Annotated in this window: 20 protein-coding genes; 4 read left to right on the top strand and 16 right to left on the bottom strand. The window is 69.5% G+C overall.

From position 1 onward, the window contains the following. The first annotated feature begins 31 nt into the window (after positions 1-31). Positions 32-622 carry a DUF3043 domain-containing protein gene (locus MA876_RS08370; RefSeq protein WP_248147722.1) on the top strand — a complete coding sequence of 197 codons (591 nt, stop codon included), beginning with the start codon at positions 32-34 and terminating at the stop codon, positions 620-622. 18 nt (positions 623-640) lie between these two features. On the opposite strand, the gene MA876_RS08365 is transcribed toward MA876_RS08370, so the two are convergent. From MA876_RS08365 to dnaE, 5 genes are all read right to left on the bottom strand, one after another. Continuing rightward, a complete protein-coding gene (locus MA876_RS08365) occupies positions 641-1666 on the bottom strand; it encodes a quinone-dependent dihydroorotate dehydrogenase (protein ID WP_248147720.1) in 1026 nt (341 codons plus the stop codon). Positions 1667-1676: 10 nt separating this feature from the next. After that, positions 1677-2153 (bottom strand): transcriptional regulator NrdR, encoded by a 477-nt coding sequence (gene nrdR / locus MA876_RS08360; protein WP_248147718.1) that lies wholly within the window; start codon positions 2151-2153, stop codon positions 1677-1679. A 12-nt stretch (positions 2154-2165) separates the two neighbouring features. Then, on the bottom strand, positions 2166-3476 hold the full coding sequence (hisD, locus tag MA876_RS08355) for a histidinol dehydrogenase (protein ID WP_248147716.1): 1311 nt from the start codon (positions 3474-3476) through the stop codon (positions 2166-2168). 3 nt (positions 3477-3479) lie between these two features. Next, the gene (locus tag MA876_RS08350; protein ID WP_248147714.1) at positions 3480-4517 is read right to left on the bottom strand and encodes an ECF transporter S component family protein; all 1038 of its coding nucleotides are present in this window, start codon (positions 4515-4517) and stop codon (positions 3480-3482) included. A gap of 119 nt (positions 4518-4636) precedes the next feature. Continuing rightward, positions 4637-8107, bottom strand: a complete 3471-nt coding sequence (dnaE, locus tag MA876_RS08345) for a DNA polymerase III subunit alpha (RefSeq protein ID WP_248148017.1) — start codon at positions 8105-8107, stop codon at positions 4637-4639. Positions 8108-8277: 170 nt separating this feature from the next. Here dnaE and MA876_RS08340 point away from each other — a divergent pair, with 170 nt between their 5' ends. Further along, a complete protein-coding gene (locus MA876_RS08340) occupies positions 8278-8763 on the top strand; it encodes an NUDIX hydrolase (RefSeq protein ID WP_248147712.1) in 486 nt (161 codons plus the stop codon). Positions 8764-8926: 163 nt separating this feature from the next. Here the strand turns inward: MA876_RS08340 and MA876_RS08335 are convergent, their stop codons facing one another. The 10 genes from MA876_RS08335 to murC form a co-directional block, all read right to left on the bottom strand. Beyond that, positions 8927-9493 carry a GNAT family N-acetyltransferase gene (locus tag MA876_RS08335; RefSeq protein WP_248147710.1) on the bottom strand — a complete coding sequence of 189 codons (567 nt, stop codon included), beginning with the start codon at positions 9491-9493 and terminating at the stop codon, positions 8927-8929. Positions 9494-9525: 32 nt separating this feature from the next. After that, positions 9526-10446: an RluA family pseudouridine synthase gene (locus tag MA876_RS08330; protein WP_248147708.1), complete on the bottom strand. Its 921-nt coding sequence runs from the start codon at positions 10444-10446 to the stop codon at positions 9526-9528. A 1-nt stretch (position 10447) separates the two neighbouring features. Beyond that, positions 10448-11182, bottom strand: a complete 735-nt coding sequence (lspA, locus tag MA876_RS08325) for a signal peptidase II (protein ID WP_308221648.1) — start codon at positions 11180-11182, stop codon at positions 10448-10450. Positions 11183-11189: 7 nt separating this feature from the next. Further along, entirely contained in the window at positions 11190-11792 is a 603-nt protein-coding gene (locus MA876_RS08320; protein WP_248147707.1) for a DivIVA domain-containing protein, read from the bottom strand. Between the two features lie 124 nt (positions 11793-11916). Next, positions 11917-12219 (bottom strand): YggT family protein, encoded by a 303-nt coding sequence (locus tag MA876_RS08315; protein ID WP_248147705.1) that lies wholly within the window; start codon positions 12217-12219, stop codon positions 11917-11919. Positions 12220-12222: 3 nt separating this feature from the next. Continuing rightward, on the bottom strand, positions 12223-12684 hold the full coding sequence (locus MA876_RS08310; protein ID WP_248147703.1) for a cell division protein SepF: 462 nt from the start codon (positions 12682-12684) through the stop codon (positions 12223-12225). Positions 12685-12716: 32 nt separating this feature from the next. Further along, positions 12717-13403, bottom strand: a complete 687-nt coding sequence (locus MA876_RS08305; RefSeq protein ID WP_248147701.1) for a YggS family pyridoxal phosphate-dependent enzyme — start codon at positions 13401-13403, stop codon at positions 12717-12719. 6 nt (positions 13404-13409) lie between these two features. After that, entirely contained in the window at positions 13410-14555 is a 1146-nt protein-coding gene (gene ftsZ, locus MA876_RS08300; RefSeq protein ID WP_248147699.1) for a cell division protein FtsZ, read from the bottom strand. 140 nt (positions 14556-14695) lie between these two features. After that, a complete protein-coding gene (locus MA876_RS08295; RefSeq protein WP_248147697.1) occupies positions 14696-15742 on the bottom strand; it encodes a cell division protein FtsQ/DivIB in 1047 nt (348 codons plus the stop codon). A gap of 4 nt (positions 15743-15746) precedes the next feature. Further along, complete coding sequence (murC, locus tag MA876_RS08290) at positions 15747-17156, bottom strand: UDP-N-acetylmuramate--L-alanine ligase (RefSeq protein ID WP_248147695.1); 1410 nt, start codon at positions 17154-17156, stop codon at positions 15747-15749. A gap of 97 nt (positions 17157-17253) precedes the next feature. On the opposite strand from murC, the gene MA876_RS08285 reads away from it, so the two are divergent. Both MA876_RS08285 and MA876_RS08280 read left to right on the top strand, forming a co-directional pair. Beyond that, positions 17254-18177 (top strand): hypothetical protein, encoded by a 924-nt coding sequence (locus MA876_RS08285; RefSeq protein ID WP_248147693.1) that lies wholly within the window; start codon positions 17254-17256, stop codon positions 18175-18177. After that, entirely contained in the window at positions 18174-18539 is a 366-nt protein-coding gene (locus MA876_RS08280) for a GntR family transcriptional regulator (RefSeq protein ID WP_248147692.1), read from the top strand. The genes MA876_RS08285 and MA876_RS08280 overlap by 4 nt, the downstream gene beginning before the upstream one ends. On the opposite strand, the gene MA876_RS08275 is transcribed toward MA876_RS08280, so the two are convergent. Further along, complete coding sequence (locus tag MA876_RS08275) at positions 18536-18952, bottom strand: hypothetical protein (protein ID WP_248147691.1); 417 nt, start codon at positions 18950-18952, stop codon at positions 18536-18538. The genes MA876_RS08280 and MA876_RS08275 overlap by 4 nt on opposite strands. Between the last annotated feature and the right edge of the window lie 49 nt (positions 18953-19001).

The following is a 19001-nucleotide window of genomic DNA, read 5'->3' as shown; positions in this document are numbered from 1 at the left end:
GCGAACCCGTCCCGCTCTCCCGAGGATCATCGTGGCCAAGACTCCCGCCGCTCCGGCTCCCAATGACGCGCCGTCCGAGGGGACGACCCTGAACGGCGTGCCCGTGGGTGCGTCCGGCAAGGGGCGCGCGACGCCCTCGCGCGCCGAGCAGGAGGCCGCCCGCAAGCGCCCGCTCGTGCCCGACACGAAGGAGGCGAAGGCCCGCGCCCGCGCCGACCTCAACGCGCAGCGCGAGAAGGCGCGCATCGGCATGGCCGCCGGCGAGGACAAGTACCTCCCGGCCCGCGACAAGGGTCCGCAGCGCAAGTTCGTGCGCGACTTCGTCGACTCGGGCTGGCACCTCGGCGAGGCCGTCATGCCCGCGATGGTCGTCGTCATCGTCGCGACCTTCATCCCCGTGCTCGGGATCCAGTACTGGTCGTTCGTCGCCCTCTGGATCTTCATCTTCTTCGTGATCGGCGACATGATCATCACGTCGATCCGCGTCAAGCGCGCCACGAAGGCGAAGTGGGGCGACAAGGTCGAGAAGGGCCTCGGCTGGTACGCCGCGATGCGGTCGATCCAGATGCGGTTCCTGCGCCTGCCGAAGCCTCAGGTCAAGCGCGGCCAGCGCCCGGCGTAGGCCGTATCGCGATCCCGGTCAACGGGAGCGCTTCAGCCCCCGGTTGATCTGCCGGGCCCACAGCGGCCCGCGGTAGAGGAATGCGGTGTAGCCCTGCACGAGGGTGGCTCCGGCATCCATCCGCTCCTGAACGTCTGCGGCGGTCTCGACGCCACCGGCGGAGATGACGCAGAACTCGGGTGGGACGACGGCACGAACGAGCGCGAGCACTTCGAGAGCGCGTGCCTTGAGCGGAGCGCCTGAGAGGCCGCCCTCCCCCGCCGCGTCGATCACTGCCGGGTCGGTGCGCAGCCCTGCGCGCGAGATCGTCGTGTTGGTCGCGATGATGCCCGCGAGTCCGGCATCGACCGCGAGACGCGCGATGCCCTGGACCTCGTCGTCCGCGAGGTCGGGCGCGATCTTCACGAGGAGCGGCGTCGCACCGGCGGCGGCGCGCACGGCATCCAGCAGCGGGCGGAGCGTCTCGACGGCCTGCAGACCGCGCAGGCCCGGGGTGTTGGGCGAGGAGACGTTGACGACGAGATAGTCCGCGAGGGGCGCGAGCAGCGATGCGCTGCGCACGTAGTCGGCCGTCGCGTCGGCCACGTCGACGACCCGGCTCTTGCCGATGTTGACGCCGATCACGGCCCTGTTGTCGCGGGCACGGAGGGGCCGCAGGCGGGCGGCCGCGGCATCCGCTCCCCGGTTGTTGAATCCCATGCGGTTGACGACCGCGCGATCAGGGATGAGCCGGAAGAGGCGCGGGCGCGGATTGCCGTCCTGCGGGATGGCCGTGAGTGTGCCGACCTCGACATGGCCGAAGCCGAGAGCCCACAGGCCTTGCGCGCCCTTGACGTCCTTATCGAAGCCCGCCGCGACGCCGAACGGCGACGGGAAGGTCAGACCGAGGGCCGTCGTCTCGAGCGAGCGATCGGGCTTGGCGATCGCTCGAGCGGCCCACGCGAACGCGGGAAGGCCGAGGATGCGGATGACGGTCATCGCGGCATGGTGCGCGGATTCGGGATCCATGCGCGAGAGCACGACGCGGAAGAGGAGGGGATACATCCCGTCCAGATTATCGGTCGAGATCGCTCACGACGCGACGCGGGTGGTCGGCGCGCAGCGCCTCGATCGCGGACTCGAAGTCCTCGAGCGAGTCGAACGCCTGGTAGACGCTCGCGAACCGCAGATAGGCCACCTCGTCGAGCTCGCGCAGGGGGCCGAGGATCGCGAGACCGATCTCGTTCGCGTCGAGCTGCGAGGCGCCGGTCTGTCGGAGCGTCTCCTCCACCGTCTGGGCGAGCACGGCGAGGTCGCTGTCTGTCACGGGACGCCCCTGGCACGCCTTGCGCACGCCCGAGATGACCTTCTCGCGACTGAACGGCTCCATGACACCGGACCGCTTGACGACGTTGAGGCTCGCCGTCTCGACGGTCGTGAAGCGTCCGCCGCACTCGGGGCACTGACGACGGCGACGGATGCTGAGGCCGTCGTCACTGGTGCGCGAATCGATGACGCGCGAGTCGGAATGACGGCAGAACGGGCAATGCATGGCAGGAAGAGACTACGCCTGCGCGCCGGTGAAGCGGGCCGTGATCGCTTCACCGTGCGCCGGGAGCTGTTCGGCTTCCGCGAGGGTCACGATCGCGTCGCGGACGTCGGCGAGGGCCGCGCGGTCGTACTCGATCACCTGCTGGGGCCGCAGGAAGGTCGCCGCCGAGAGCCCGGACGCGTAGCGCGACTGACCGCCGGTCGGGAGCACGTGGTTGGAGCCCGCGAGATAGTCGCCGAGGCTCACGGGCGAGTCGGGACCCACGAAGACGGCCCCCGCGTGCACGAAGTCCTGGGGGCGGGGGTCGACGAGGTGCAGCTCGAGGTGCTCGGGCGCGTACGCGTTGCTGAACGCCGTCGCCGCTGCGAGGTCGTCGACGAGGACGATCGCGGACTGCGGGCCCGCGAGCGCCACCGCGACTCGCGCCGCGTGGTGCGTCGCCGTCGCCGCAAGGCGCGTCTCGGCGTCGACAGCGCCGGCGAGCTCGGGCGAGTCCGTCACGAGCACGGCCGCGGCCTGTTCGTCGTGCTCGGCCTGGCTCACGAGGTCGAACGCGATGAGCCGCGCGTCGGCCGCGGCATCCGCCACGACGAGGATCTCGGTCGCGCCGGCCTCGGCATCCGTCCCCACCCGCCCGGCGACGGCGCGCTTGGCCGCCGCGACGTAGTTGTTGCCCGGGCCCGTCACGACGTCGACGGGATCGAGCCCGAGCGACGCGACGCCCTCGGCGAAGGCGCCGATCGCGCCCGCGCCGCCCATCGCGTAGACCTCGTCGATATCGAGCAGACGTGCGGCGGCGAGGATGACGGGGTGCACGCGTCCGCCGTGCGAACGCTGCGGCGGCGAGGCGAGGGCGATGCGCTCGACACCGGCGACCTGCGCGGGCACGACGTTCATGACGACGCTCGACGGGTACACCGCCTTGCCGCCCGGCACGTACAACCCCACGCGGCGCACGGGCTGCCAGCGCTGCGAGACGCGGGCACCGGGCCCGAGCTCGGTGACGACGGGCGCGGGCACCTGGGCGCGGGATGCGGCGCGCACGCGCGAGATCGCCTCGTCGAGCGCCGCGCGCACCGACGGATCGAGCTGCGCGAGCGCCTCGTCGAGGTGCTCGGACGGCACACGGATCTCGTGATCGGTCACGCCGTCGAAGCGCTCGGCCTGCGCGCGCAGCGCGCGCTCGCCATCGGCCGCGACATCGGCGACGAGCCGCGCCGCCGAAGCGAGCGCTTCATCGCGCGCGGCGGTCGCCCGCGGGACAGCTGCGAGAAGCTCTGCGGGCGAAAGGTCGCGCCCGCGGAGGTCGATCGTGCGGAGCAAGAGCTACCCCCGCGTGACGTCGGTCACATCGAGCAGGTAGCCGACGCGGCCGTCCTCGTGGCGCACGACGAAGCGGCTGCCGTGGTCTTCGATGACGAGCGCCCACGCGGTCGGACCGATGCGGAACAGCGGGACGCCGTTCTCGTCGACGACGTCACGCTCGACGGGCGCGAGCGCCCAGAAAGCCTGGTGCCGCACGGGTGCCTGCTCGACGGGTGCTTCGTAGGTGCCACGCGTCTGCGGCGGCGTCCACGCCTCGCCCGACTCGTCGACCGGCTCGGCCGTGTAGACGGGTTCGCCCTGCGTGCTCGCGTCATAGGCCGCCTGCTCCTGCACAGGGGCATACGGGGCGTACTCGCCGGTCTGCGCGTCGTCGCCCGCGGTGTACTCCGCCGGAGGGGCGAACTCCTCGGCGGGAGCGGGCGCCGGCCGCGGCTCGCGGGCCGGACGCGGCGAGACGGCGCGGATCGGGCGCGCGTTGCGGTGTGCGGGAACCTCGGCACGACCACGGAAGTCCTCGTCGAACGGCGGGATGAACGGAGCGAACACCGTCAGCACGACGCCGATGAGCATGAGGACGAGCTCGACCCAGACGACCCACGACCGGAGCCAGCCACCGCCCGCGATCGAGAACGCGACGGTCTCCCAGGCGAGCTGGAGCCAGATGACGGCGGACACCGAGAAGGCGACTGACGCGAACTGGTCGATGCCGAGCGAGCCGACTCGGCGGATGCCATCGGGTGAGAGCCGGCGCAGAGCCAGGAGGAACACGGCGGCGGTCGGCAGACCGATCGTCAGGATCCAGCCGAGTCCGGACGTCCAGACGGATCCGAAGCCGAACAGGAGAGTCTGCCCTGGGCCGCTGATGAACGCGGCGACCTGGAAGAACGACACGACGAACGCTGCGACCCAGACGCCGGCGAGGGCGACCTCGCGGATCGAGAAGGGCCCGACACCGTACTGCGGGGGCTCTTCGACGGTCTCGAACGTCTCGCCGTCGAATTCGGTGAGTGCGGGGGTCTCGTCCAGCTGGTCGCTCACGATGGGGGTCCTTTCGGCTCGGGCGCGTGGAGCCGATCCTACTCGGAGGGCCTATGCGCGCCAGGTCGCGGGTCGCGGTGTGTCAGAGGGGTTTCGGGTACGGCAGCGCGAGAACAGCGTCAGCCCAAGCACTGGGGGCCGAGCAGACCCTTGAGCTCGCCGAACAGGTCGGCGCTCACCGAGACGGGCATCGGCACCTCGAACACCTTCGCCGCCGAGCCCTTGTAGAGGCGCAGTGTGACCTCGGTATCGCCCTGATGACGCCGCAGAACCTCGGCGAGGTCGTTCACGACGGCCTCGCTCGCACGATGCTCGGGCATGACGAGCATGAGCGGGCCCGCGGCATCCATCGTCCCCAGATCCGGAGAGAACGCCGCCTGCGCGTGCAGGTTCAACCCGTCGTCTCGTCGGGACACGCGCCCGCGCACGACGAGGATCGAGTCCGCCTGCAGCATGGACTGGAACTCGGTGTAGGTCTTGCCCATGAACATGACCGTCACCTCGCCGTTGAAGTCCTCGACGGTGATCATGCCGTAGGGATTGCCGCTCTGCTTCGCGACGCGGTGCTGCACGCTCGTGACGAGCCCCGCCACCGTGACCTGGTCTCCGTCGTCGATCGTCTCGGAGGAGAGCAGGTCGTGGATGGTGAGGGATGCGTGCTTCGCGAGCGGGATCTCGAGGCCCGCGAGCGGATGGTCCGACACGTACAGCCCCAGCATCTCGCGCTCGAACGCGAGCTTGTCCTTCTTGGTCCATTCGGGGCGTTCGGGCACCTTGGCGGGCTGGATCTCCTCGGCCTCGTCGTAGAGGGAGTCGAAGTCGAACCCGATGGCCCCGGTCGCCGCCTTGCGCTTGGTCTCGACGGCGGCCTCGGTGGCGTCCTCGTGGATCTCCATCAGCGCCCGCCGGGTCGAGCCCAGCGAGTCGAACGCGCCGGCCTTGATGAGCGACTCGACCGTCCGCTTGTTGGCCACGTGCATGGGCACCTTGGTGAGGAAGTCGTGGAAGCTGACGAAGCTGTCGTCGGCGCGCGCGGCGACGATGCCGTCGACAACGTTCGCGCCGACGTTGCGGACGGCGCCGAGCCCGAAGCGGATGTCCTCCCCCACGGCGGCGAAGTAGCGGATCGACTGGCCGACGTCGGGCGGCAGAACCTTGATGCCCATGCGGCGGCACTCGTTGAGGTAGACCGCCATCTTGTCCTTCGAGTCGCCGACGCTCGTCAGCAGGGCGGCCATGTACTCGGCGGGATAGTGCGCCTTGAGATACGCCGTCCAGTACGACACGAGACCGTAGGCGGCCGAGTGGGCCTTGTTGAAGGCGTAGTCAGAGAAGGGGAGCAGAATCTCCCACAGTGTCGTGATGGCCTCTTCGGAGTACCCGTTCGCCTTCATGCCGGCCTCGAAGCCCTCGAACTGCTTGTCGAGCTCGGACTTCTTCTTCTTGCCCATCGCGCGCCGCATGATGTCGGCCTGACCGAGCGAGAATCCGGCCACCCGCTGGGCGATCGCCATGACCTGCTCCTGATAGATGATCAGACCGTAGGACGTGTCGAGGATGTCGGAGAGACTCTCGGCGAACTCGGGGTGGATCGGCGTGATCGGCTGCTGCCCCGTCTTGCGCAGCGCGTAGTTGATGTGCGAGTTCGCCCCCATGGGGCCCGGGCGGTAGAGCGCGATGAGCGCCGAGATGTCTTCGAAGTTGTCGGGCCGCATGAGCCGCATGAGGCTGCGCAGCGGGCCGGAGTCGAGCTGGAAGACTCCGAGCGAGTCGCCGCGGGTCAGCAGCTCGTACGCCGCCGCGTCATCGAGTCCGAGATCCTCGAGCACGAGCTTGGTGCCGCGGTTCGCCTCGATGTTGTCGAGAGCATCGTTGATGATCGTGAGGTTGCGCAGCCCCAGGAAGTCCATCTTGATGAGGCCGAGCGCCTCGCACGACGGATAGTCGAACTGCGTGACGATCTGGCCGTCCTGCTCCCGCTTCATGATCGGGATGATGTCGATCAGCGGCTCGGACGACATGATGACGCCGGCGGCGTGGACGCCCCACTGGCGCTTGAGGTTCTCGAGGCCCAGGGCCGTGTCGAAGACCGTCTTGGCCTCGGGGTCGGTATCGATGAGCGCGCGGAACTCGCTCGCTTCTTTGAAGCGCGGGTGCTCCTTGTCGAACATGCCCTCGAGCGGCATGTCCTTGCCCATGACGGCGGGCGGCATGGCCTTCGTCAGCTTCTCGCCCATGCTGAAGGGGAACCCGAGCACGCGCCCGGCATCCTTCAGAGCCTGCTTCGCCTTGATCGTGCCGTACGTGACGATCTGGGCGACGCGCTCGTCGCCGTACTTCTCGGTGACGTACGTGATGACCTCGCCACGGCGACGGTCGTCGAAGTCGACGTCGAAGTCGGGCATCGAGACGCGGTCGGGGTTGAGGAATCGCTCGAAGATGAGGCCGTGCTGCAGCGGATCGAGGTCGGTGATCCCCATCGCGTACGCCGCCATGGAACCGGCACCCGACCCGCGGCCGGGGCCGACGCGGATGCCGTTGCGCTTGGCCCAGTTGATGAAGTCGGCCACGACGAGGAAGTAGCCGGGGAACCCCATCTGCAGGATGACGCCGGTCTCGTACTCGGCCTGCTTGCGGACGTGGTCGGGGATGCCACCGGGATAGCGCTTCTCGAGACCGATCTCGACCTCTTTGACGAACCAGGAGTCCTCGGTCTCGCCCTGCGGCACCGGGAATCGCGGCATGTAGTTCGCGCTCGTGTTGAACTCGACCTCGCACCGCTCGGCGATGAGCAGGGTGTTGTCGCACGCCTCGGGGTGGTCGCGGAAGATCTGGCGCATCTCGGCGGGCGTCTTGACGTAGTAGCCGTCACCGTCGAACTTGAACCGCTTCGGGTCGTCGAGCGTCGAGCCCGACTGCACGCACAGCAGCGCCGCGTGGCTGCCCGCGTCGTGCTGGTGCGTGTAGTGCAGGTCGTTGGTCGCGACGAGCGGAATGTCGAGGTCCTTCGCGATCTTGAGCAGATCGGCCTGCACGCGCCGCTCGATCGACAGACCGTGGTCCATGATCTCGGCGAAGTAGTTGTCTTTTCCGAAGATGTCCTGGAACTCGGCGGCCGCCGCGCGGGCGGCGTCGTACTGCCCGAGCCGAAGTCGCGTCTGGACTTCGCCACCGGGGCAGCCCGTGGTCGCGATGAGACCGCCGCTGTAGGTCTGCAAGAGCTCGCGGTCCATGCGCGGCTTGAAGTAGTAGCCCTCCATGCTCGCCTTCGACGAGAGGCGGAACAGGTTGTGCATGCCCGCCGTCGTCTCGCTGAGCAGCGTCATGTGGGTGTACGCGCCGGAGCCCGAGACGTCGTCGTCGTTCTGCTCGGGCGTTCCCCAGCGCACGCGCGCCTTGTCGGATCGGTGGGTGCCCGGTGTGACGTACGCCTCGATGCCGATGATCGGCTTGATGCCGGCGTCCTTCGCGGTCCTGTAGAACTCGAACGCCGCGAAGGTGTTGCCGTGGTCGGTCACGGCGATCGCGGGCATCTGCTGCCGTACGGCCTCTTCGACCATGGGTTTGATGCGCGCGGCCCCGTCGAGCATCGAGTATTCGCTGTGCACGTGCAGATGAACGAAGGAGTCGGATGCCACGGATCGAGTCTACGGACGGCTCCGACATCGGTCGCCCGAGGGCGGCGCGGGTCGTCGAGGTCGTCTCACCCTCGAGTTGAGGGTGAGACTGGGGTCGGGACGGGTGCGGGTAGCGTGGCCGGATGCCTACCCCCGACTACGTCCTGTCGATGCGCTCCTGCATCGGCCACGCTCCGCTCTTCCTCGCCGGTGTCACCGCGATCGTCGTGCGGGATGGTCGCATCCTGCTCGGGCGCCGCAGTGACAACGGCGCCCTCACACCGCCGACGGGGATCGTCGACCCGGGCGAGGAGCCCGCCGACGCGGCGGTGCGCGAGACGCTCGAGGAGACCGGCGTCAGGGTGCGGGCTGAGCGACTCGCGTGGGTGCACCAGATCCCGAGGGTGACGTATCCGAACGGCGACGAGTGCGACTATCTCGGTCTCGTCTTCCGCTGCGAATGGATCGAGGGCGATCCGCACCCGGCCGACGGCGAGCTCACCGACGTCGGCTGGTACGACCTCGACGGACTCCCCGAGCTCGAACTCGCCGACATGCGCCGGCGGATCGACCTCGCACTCGGCGCGGATCTGCCGACCCGATTCGAAGGCGGCACGGCACCGGCGTGATCCGACCACGCAGAATCGGCGATCGACTACGCAAGTACGGCGCTCGAGTACGGCATCCTGCCGCGTCCGCCGCTCCGCCCCAGGCTGCTTCGTACGGTGGAAGTGCGACGCCGGGACCGAGGAGTCCGTGGGGGATGTCACCCGGACCGGCGTCGCAACCAGGTCAGAGGTCGAGGCGCATGAGGACGCGCGGGAAGCCGTTCAGAACCGACTCGGTGTCGGCCGCCTTGCGGAATCCCGCCTTGCGGAATCCCGCCTTCGTGCCGACGTAGGCCATCGTGAGGTCGACCTTCTCGCCCCGATTGTCGACCGGGTACCCCTCGATCGCGGGAGCACCGTTGTCACGGGCGAAATCGACGGCGCCCTGCAGGAGCGCGTGCGAGATGCCCTCGCCGCGATGCCCCGGACGCACGCGGATGCACCAGATGCTCCAGACGTCGAGGTCGTCGACGTGCGGGATGCGGCGGTTGGTCGCGAACGACGTGTCGGCCCGCCGGTGCACCGCCGCCCAGCCGACGACCTCGTCACCGTCGTACGCCAGCACTCCGGGCGGACCCTGCCGGAGAAGCGCGGACATCTTGCGTCCGCGGGCCTTGCGGTGCAGCGACTGGTTCTCTTTGGACGTGAGCCGGTAGCTCAGGCACCAGCAGACATCGGCGTCGGGGCTCTTGGGCCCCACCATCGTCTTGACGTCGGCGTATGTCTCGGCCGGCCGGATCTCGATCGACATACCGACACCTTGGCACCGGCATGCGACATCCGTCACTCCTCCCGCAGCACCTCGAGGGCGTGCGCGAGGTCGGCGGGGTACGCCGAGGTGAACGTGACCCACTCCCCCGTGGCCGGGTGCGAGAACGACAGCTCGTGCGCGTGCAGCCACTGGCGGGTGAGCCCCAGGCGTGCGGACAGCGTCGGATCGGCGCCGTAGAGCGGGTCGCCGACGCACGGATGACGGTGCGCGGCCATGTGCACGCGGATCTGGTGCGTGCGTCCGGTTTCGAGGTGGATCTCGAGGAGGGATGCCCCTCGGAACGCCTCGAGAGTCTCGTAGTGCGTGACGGAGTCCTTGGCCTCGGGCGTCACGGCGAACTTCCACGAGTGCGACGGATGCCGCCCGATCGGCGCATCGATCGTCCCCGCGAGCGGGTCGGGATGCCCCTGCACCACGGCGTGGTAGATCTTGTCGACCTCGCGCGCCTTGAACGCGTGCTTGAGTGCCGTGTACGCGCGCTCGCTCTTCGCGACGACCATGAGACCGCTCGTACCCACGTCGAGCCGATGAACGATCCCCTGGCGTTCGGCCGCACCCGTCGTCGCGATGCGGAACCCCGCCGCGGCGAGGGCTCCGAGCACCGTGGGGCCCTCCCACCCGAGTGAGGGATGCGCGGCGACGCCGGACGGCTTGTCGATCACGACGATGTCGTCGTCGTCGTAGACGATGCCGAGCTCGGGAACCGCGATCGGCACGATCTGCGGCTCGAGCTTGTCGGTCCACGTCACGTCCAGCAGCGAGCCCGCCGTCACGCGATCGGATTTGCCGACAGAGCGACCGTCGAGCTGCACGCCGCCCTGCTCGGCGACGTCGGCCGCGAAGGTGCGCGAGAAGCCGAGCATCTTCGCGAGCGCCTGATCGACGCGCGCGCCCTCGAGCCCGTCCGGAACGGGAAGCAGCCGAGAGGGCATGTCAGTCGTCGGAGCGGCGCTCGCCCCGCGCTTCGCGGTCGGCCTCGGCTTCGACGGCCCGCTGATCCGCCTCGCTGAGCGGAGGCAGCCCACGCTCATCGGCGGGGATGCCGGCATCCGGATCCGCAACGGGGAACTCGTCGCCGAAGCCGGCGATGGGACCGTCCGGCGGCGTCTCGTCTCCCTCGCCCAGGATCGTCTCTTCGTCCTGGCGCGCCCGGCGGGGTTCGCGTGTTCCGTCCATGTGCACTCCTACGACGACGAGCAGTGCGACCAGGATCATGTCGCACACGATGAAGATGTCGGCGACGTTGTAGATCGCCGGCATCATCCACGGGGTGTTGATGAAGTCGATGACGTGACCGACGGGGAATCCCGGCTCGCGGAACAGTCGATCGGTCAGGTTGCCCAGCACGCCTCCGAGAAGGAGGCCCAGCACGACTGCCCAGAGTCGCGATTGCACCCGACGTACGGCGAGCCAGCCGATCGCGATCGCGACGACCGCCAGCGCGATCGTGAAGATCCACGTGACACCCTCGCCGAGAGAGAAGGCGGCGCCGGGGTTCTTGACGAGGTAGAAGATCAGGAAGTCGCCGAGGATCTTCACCGGCTCCTCGAGCGGCAGGTTCTGCAGCGCGAGGTACTTCGTGAACTGGTCGGCGGCCAGCACCAGCACCGCGAGAACCGCGATGATGGCGCCGGCCGACGAATGACGCAGAGGCTGGCGTTCGGACACGCCGACCTTAGAGGCCGATGGCAGAGACCGGGGTCGATCCTGACGAGGTCGCGGTGGTCTCGAGGTCGCGGAGCTTGCCCTCGATGTAGCTGCGCAGCTGCGAGCGGTAGTCGCGCTCGAAGTTCCGAAGCTCGGTGATGCGCGTCTCGAGCACGCTGCGCTCGCGGTCGAGCTTCGCGAGCTCCTCGCGGCCGCGCGTCTCGGCGTCGGTCACGATCGCGGCGGCCTGCGACTTGGCCTCGGAGATGAGCTGGTCGCGCTGGGCGATGCCCTCGGCGACGTGCTCGTCGTGCAGACGCTGCGCGAGCTCGATGATGCCGGCAGAGGCTCCGGCGCCCGTGGAGACGGCGGCGGCTTCGGCGACGACCGGCTCGGGGGCGGCGGTCTCGACGACCGGTGCCGCGGCCGGTGCTGCGGCGGGTTCGGGGGCGGATGCGCCGGACTCGTAGGCCGCGAGCTTCGCCTTCAGCTCTTCGTTCTCGGCGAGGGCCTTGCGCCACTCCACGACGATCTCGTCGAGGAAGTCGTCGACCTCGTCGGGGTCGAAGCCGTCCTTGAATCGGACGTGCTGGAACTGCTTGGTGACGACGTCATCGGGGGTCAATGCCATGGTGGTTCCTCTTTCGAGCGCTCAGGTCGCTGGCAGCTGTCTGTGGCGGGCCCAGTGGGGGCGGGCCGTATCAGGCAAGCATAGTCGCGCCGTCGCGCCTGTGTGGAAGTCGGGTCGGTTCGTGTCACGAACTCGCGAAAACGCGGGTGACCGCGAGCAGCACGAAGCACAGGAGCATCGTGAGCGCGAATCCGAAGTCGATCGCGATCGCCCCGACCCGCAGGGGCGGGATGAAGCGACGGAAGAAGCGGATGGGCGGATCCGTGACGGTGTAGATGATCTCGGCGATCACGAGAACGGCACCGCGCGGGCGCCACTCCCGGTTGAAGAACGGGATCCATTCCAGGATCAGCCGCGCGAGCAGCACGAGGACGTAGATGACGAGCGCGGCGTTGAGGATCGCCGCGATGAGGCGGACGATGTCCACGGGTCAGTGCTGCGAGAACGGAACCGACTCGGGGTCGGCCTGCGCCACGGCGCCGTCGCCCGATACGGCGACGTTCTCGGGCGAGAGCAGGAACACCTTGCTGGTGACCCGCTCGATGCGTCCGTAGAGCCCGAGCGAGAGGCCGCTCGCGAAGTCGATCAGGCGGCGCGCATCGGCGTCGCTCATCTGCGACAGGTTGATGATGACCGGGATCCCCTCGCGGAAGTTCTCGGCGATCACCTGCGCATCGCGGTACTGCTTGGGGTGCACCGTGAGGATCTCGCTGATCGCGGTGGGCGAGGGCTGGCGCACGACGGTCGGCCGGTGGATCGGCGTCACGGGTGCGGCCTTCTCGACCACGGCCTCGGTGCGGCGTCCGCGAGGCTGCGGCGTCTGCTCCTCGTACACCTCTTCCTCGTCGGCGAGGCCCAGGTACACCATGGTCTTCTTGAGCGGGTTCGACATCGCATCCTCCTGATCGCTCGTCTGTTCCGAGGTTAACCGTGCATCGGGCGCGGACCCGTGATTGCCGACCCGATCCGAAGGTGTGTCGCGCCGGCGGCGATCGCTTCGACGAAGTCCGCGGTCATCCCCGCCGACATCCAATCGGCGTCCGGCACGACCGCACGCAGCCGGTCGCTGTACGCGCGCAGGCGCGCGAAGGCGGACGCAGGCTCCTCGTCCAGCGGAGCGACGGCCATGACTCCCCGGACCCGGAGGGTGCGGCACCCGTCGACGTGCTCGGCGAGCGATTCGAGTTCGGCAGGCTCCACACCGCCGCGTCCCGGGTCGTCCGTGAGATTGACCTGCAGCAGGACGTCGAGCACCGATTCGTCGTCGGGTGCGGCGGCATCGAGTGCGTCGGCGAGTCTCGCCCGGTCCACCGAGTGGACGATGGATGCCGCGGCCCGCACCGCGCGCGCCTTGTTGGTCTGGATCTGGCCGATGAAGTGCCAGTTCGCATCGAGGTCGGGCAGTTCCGCGCGCTTGGCGGTGAGCTCCTGCTGCTTGTTCTCGCCGACGTCGCGCACCCCGAGCGCCGCGAGCTCGCGGACGAGCTCGGCGGAGTGGAACTTCGTCACGACGATGCGCGTGAGCAACGCCGGATCGCGCCCGGCGTCGCTCGCGGCCTGCGCGATGCGACCGTCGACCTCGTCGAGACGGGCGGCGAGATCGCGGTCCATCGAGCGTTACTTGAGGAAGTCGGGGATGTCGAGGTCGTCGTCGCCGAACGCGGAGTCGTAGCCGCTGTCGGTGACCGCCGCGACCGCGACGGGCTCGGGCGTGTCGAACTCGCGCACGACGTCGTCGGCCGTCGCGTCCGTCGACGGCAGCGCGGGCGGCGTCACGACGCGCGAGGCGTTCACGGGGTCGATCCGCAGCGACGGCTCGCCTCCGTCGAAGCCGGCCGCGATGACGGTGACCCGCACCTCGTCGCCCAGCGTGTCGTCGATGACGGTTCCGAAGATGATGTTCGCCTCGGGGTGCGCGGCCTCTTTCACGAGCTGCGCCGCGTCATTGATCTCGAAGATGCCGAGGTTGGACCCGCCCTGGATCGACAGGAGCACGCCGTGCGCACCCTCGATCGAGGCCTCGAGCAGCGGCGACTCGACGGCGAGCTCGGCCGCCTTGATCGCGCGGTCGGCACCGCGTGCCGAGCCGATGCCCATGAGCGCGGAGCCCGCGCCCTGCATGACCGACTTGACGTCGGCGAAGTCGAGGTTGATGAGGCCCGGGGTCGTGATCAGGTCGGTGATGCCCTGCACACCGGCGAGGAGCACCTGGTCGGCGGTCGCGAACGCCTCGATCATCGAGATCCCGCGGTCGCTGATCTCGAGCAGGCGATCGTTCGGCACGACGATGAGGGTGTCGACCTCTTCCTTCAGCTTGCCGACGCCCGTCTCGGCCTGCTGCTGACGACGTCGCCCCTCGAACGAGAACGGCTTCGTCACGACGCCGATCGTGAGGGCGCCGATCGACTTCGCGATCTTCGCGACGACGGGCGCGCCACCGGTGCCCGTGCCACCGCCTTCTCCGGCGGTCACGAAGACCATGTCGGCGCCGCGCAGGGCCTCTTCGATCTCTTCCGCGTGGTCTTCCGCCGCGCGACGACCCACCTCGGGGTCGGCGCCCGCGCCGAGACCGCGCGTGAGTTCGCGACCCACGTCGAGCTTGACGTCGGCGTCGCTCATGAGGAGCGCCTGCGCGTCGGTGTTGATCGCGATGAACTCCACGCCGCGCAGACCGAGGTCGATCATGCGGTTGACGGCGTTGACGCCGCCGCCACCGACTCCGACGACCTTGATCACCGCGAGGTAGTTCTGGTTCTGGCTCATGCCGGCCTCCGTCTGACCCAACCTTCAACCTCATGTAGAGGTTTAAAGAATTGCTCGGTATGCAATTCCTAGATCGAAAGTAGGCGGATGCCGCCGCACACCGTGGAGCGACATGGGCGTGTCGGGGATTAGCCGGCCGATCAGCGCACGACGACGGCCCGCGGCGACGAGACGTCATACTCGCTCACCGTCTCGGGCGGCCGGGCGGCCATCGCCTTGGCGAGCACGACGCCCTTCAGCGCCGACTCCTCGGCGCTCCCCCACACGACCGTCGTGTTCGTGCCGCCGAGGGTGAGGGTCACATCGTCGGGGGTGGATGCCGCGACCGCCGTCACCTGCGCGCGGATGCTCAGGGGGAGTGCGCGCATGACGGCGCCGGCCGCGGCGAACGCCGGCGTGTCGGAACCGCCCGCGATCGTCAGCATGGGCCCCTCGCTCCCCGGGGTCGGTGCGGTCGAGAGGACGACGCCGGCGGCATCGACGAGCGAGAACCCGGCAGGAGTCTCCAGGTAGCCGACGGGTGTGCGCTCGACGATGCGCACGACGAGCTCGTGCGGAGGACGCGCCTCGAGCGTGTACGACTCGACGAGCGGGAACGTGACGAGGGCGGCCTTGACCTCGCTCTCGTCGACGAGCGGCAGCGGCGTGCCGATCTGGCCGTCGAGCGCGGCCTCGACGGCATCCGCGTCGAGCTGCGAGGCCCCGACGATGCGGATCTGCTCCACCGCGAAGAGCGGACTGTACGCCGCGCCGAGCGTCGCGAGCACGAGCAGGACGAAGGATGCCGCGACTCCGATCCACGTCGCCCGCCGGCGGCGCTGGCGCACTGTGAAGCGGCGCACTTCGGCGCGCAGGGCCTTGCGCCGCGCACGGGCCGCGGACCACACGGCACGAAGACCGACGGGGGTCGCGGGATTCGGCGCCTCGGCCTCCGCCGGTGCAGCGGGATCGGCCGGGGCATCGTCGGGCACGGCGATCGGAATCGGCCGTGGCGGCGCGAGGGGGGCAGTCTCCGGCGCCGGCGCGGCGTCCGGATCGCGGATGATCGGGATCGGCTCGGTGATCGCGGCGTCGGGCGCGGCCGGGCTGTCGGCGAGGGACTCCTCGCGCTCGTCCGCCGAGGGGTCGACCTCGGGCGCCGGCGCGCGCGGCACCGCCGACTGCGGCAGCGGCGAAGGCCGACGCATCCGGCTACTCCCCCGCGGACGACGTGCGCGCGAGGGCGTCGAGCACCTGGGGCACGATGAGGTTGACGTTGCCGCAGCCGAGTGTGATGACGAAGTCGCCGTCACGGGCGACGGACGCGGTGTAGTCCGCGGCATCCTGCCAGTCCGCGACGAAGTGCACGTGCTCGGGCTCGGCGAACGCCTCGCTGACGAGGGCGCCCGTCACACCTTCGACGGGGTCTTCGCGCGCGCCGTACACGTCGAGGACGACGGTGTGGTCGGCGTGCGATTCGAGCACGTCGGCGAACTCCTGGAACATCGCCTGGGTGCGCGAATAGGTGTGCGGCTGATGCAGGGCGATGATGCGCCCGTCACCGACGACGGTCCGTGCGGCGGCGAGTGCGGCCGCCACTTCGGTCGGGTGATGCGCGTAGTCGTCGTACACGCTCACGCCGCGAACGACGTCGTGCAGTTCGAAGCGGCGGGCCGTGCCGGCGAAGCCTTCGACCGCGCGAGCGGCGTCGAGGAACCCGTGGCCGAGCGCGACGAGCACGCCGATCGCGCCCGCCGCGTTGATCGCGTTGTGCGCACCGGGCACGGCGAGCTGGATCTCGGCGGCGGCGACCCCGTGGCGCACGGTGAAGCGCACCGGGCCGTCGGTCACGATGTCGGTGACGCGGATGTCGGCATCCGCCGCCTCTCCGAACGAGACGACGTTCTCGTGCGTGAGGCGTGCGCGCACCGACACGGCGCCCTCGTCGTCGGACGAGATGACGACGGCTTCGCGCGCGCTGTTGGCGAACTCGGCGAACGCGGCGTCGAATGCGTCGCGCGAGCCCCAGTGATCGAGGTGGTCGGGATCGACGTTGGTGATGAGCGCGATCGAGGTGTCGTAGAGGAGGAACGTGCCGTCGGACTCGTCGGCCTCGATGACGAACACGTCGTCGGCGCCGCTCCCGCTCGAGACGCCGAGCTGCGCGATGACGCCGCCGTTGACGAAGGTGGGGTCGACTCCGAGTGCCTGCAGCGCGGTGACGACCATGCCCGTCGACGTGGTCTTGCCGTGCGCCCCCGCGATCGAGACGAGCCGGCGGCCGCCGATGAACCAGTGCAGCGCCTGCGAGCGATGGATGACGTGCAGCCCGCGCTGCTTCGCCAGGACGAACTCGGGGTTCTCGGGCCAGATGGCTCCCGTGTGCACGACCGTGTCGACGTCGTCGCCGAGGTTCGACGCCTCGTGCCCGACGTAGACGGTCGCACCCAGTGCCTCGAGCTGGCGAAGGCCGGGGCTGTCGGCACGGTCGGATCCCGAGACGCGGATGCCGCGCTCGAGGAACATGCGGGCGAGGCCCGACATGCCGGAACCGCCGATGCCGATGAAGTGCGCGGCCTCGATGTTCTCGGGGATGGGAAGGCTCAAGTCGGGTCGAATCATGACCGGTCAAGTCTAGGTCGGTGGTCGGAGAGGCAGGCCCCGGCGCGCGGTGGCGCATTGTATTGACACATTGATACAAACGACGTACAAAAGAGGGATGGACGGCCTCTACCCTGACATCACCCGCGGAATGAACATCGTCCTGACGATCATCGTCGCCATCATCGCCGTGTGCTTCTTGGTCGCGATGTGGGACAGGTCCTCGGGCCGGGCGCGCGCCGACCGGTTCTCGATGGGTGTGCGCCTTCCCTACGGCTCGGACCAGACGCGGGTTTCGGTCGCCCGCGCTCTGCGGGCGCGGGCCATCGCCGGCGCGTGGGCGATAGTCGCGGGGGCCGCGATGGCCGCCCTGCTCCTGCTCACACCGCTCGCGACGAGTGCCTTCTTCATCTTCTACACGCTCCTCACGGGAGTCGTCGTCGGCAACGTGATCGGCACCACGATCGTCGCCGTCCACGAGCGACTCTTCCATCCGGCGCCCGACGCGCCCCGCGTCGCGCGGGCGCGGGTGATGACGGCGGCGGACTACCTCGGTCCGGCGCGCCTCCGGATCCCGTGGGTGATCGCCGGCGCGGCCGCCGTCGCGGCCGTTGCCGTCGGAGTCGTCGCGATCGCCGCACCGACCCGCGTCCAGGCGTCCGCCGCGATCGCCGCCGCCGTGTTCGGCGTCGTCGCAGCCGGCGTCTTCATCGCTCTTCCACGCCTCGAGCGGCTGGTCCTCGATCAGCCGCAGCCGGCCTCGCACTCGCTCGAACTCGCGTGGGACGACGCGCTGCGCGCGGCGACCATCATGTCGCTCCGCCTGTCGTGCGCGATCGCAGGATGGCTCGTCCTGTCGTTCGCGATCATCTCGCTGACGACGCCCCTGGACACGCTGTGGAGCAGCTGGGCCACGCAGATCCCGACGTGGGGAATCATCGCGCTCAGCTTCATCTACCCCGCGAGCACCGGGCGCCCCCTGCCTGCGGCGCTCTATCCGGATTGGCTCCGCCATCCCGTTCCCGCCGGCAGCACCTCATGATCGTCGTCGATCCCCGCTCCCCCGTGCCGCCGTACGAGCAGCTGCGCGCTCAGCTGCTCGAGGCCGTCACGTCCGGCGAGCTCGCCGCCGGCGCGCGGCTTCCGACGGTCCGACGCCTCGCGGAAGACCTCGGGCTCGCGCCGGGAACGGTCGCCCGCGCGTACCGCGAGCTGGAGGCATCCCGCGTCATCGAGACCCGCGGACGCAACGGCACGTTCGTCGCGCTGTACGGCGACCCCGCGCGGCAGGAGGCCCAGCGCGCCGCGGCGCGGTTCGCGGAGCAGGTGCGACTGCTCCGCCTCGACGCAGACGAGGCGCTCGCGCTCGTCGCCGCGGCTCTGAAGTCCGAGCCCGCGACTTAGGCGCGCCCCTCGTCGACAGGGGCGCCGACCGACCGACCGAACACCATTCCGAGAAGCATGCCTGTGCCGACGGCCGGCCCGAAGGTCGTCCAACCGCTGACGAACGAGGCGATCTCCTCATCCCGCAGTCCCGGCTCATCTCCTCGGTCCCCGCTCTCACAGACCGTCGCCGCGACGCCGAAGAGCACGCCCAGCAGCGGAGACGCCTCGGCATCATCCAGCGCCTCGCGGTAGTAGCGATTCGCAATGCCTTCACGACCTTCTGTGCGACCGGCGTAGACCGAGATCCGATCGGCATCTCGAGTGCTCAGTGCACTCAGCTCGACCGCGTCGTCCAGAATGCTTCGCAGCGTGGCGCTCGCGTCGCCCCCACGACGGAAAGCTTCGCGTTCCCGACGGAGCGTCCTTCCCATCTCGGGTGTCCCGAACGCCAGCGCGCGCGGAGGGACGGAGGGTGTTTCG

The organism is Microbacterium aoyamense, assembly GCF_023155855.1.
GTDB classification, from domain to species: domain Bacteria; phylum Actinomycetota; class Actinomycetes; order Actinomycetales; family Microbacteriaceae; genus Microbacterium; species Microbacterium aoyamense.
This window is presented reverse-complemented; position numbering and strand designations above follow the sequence as displayed.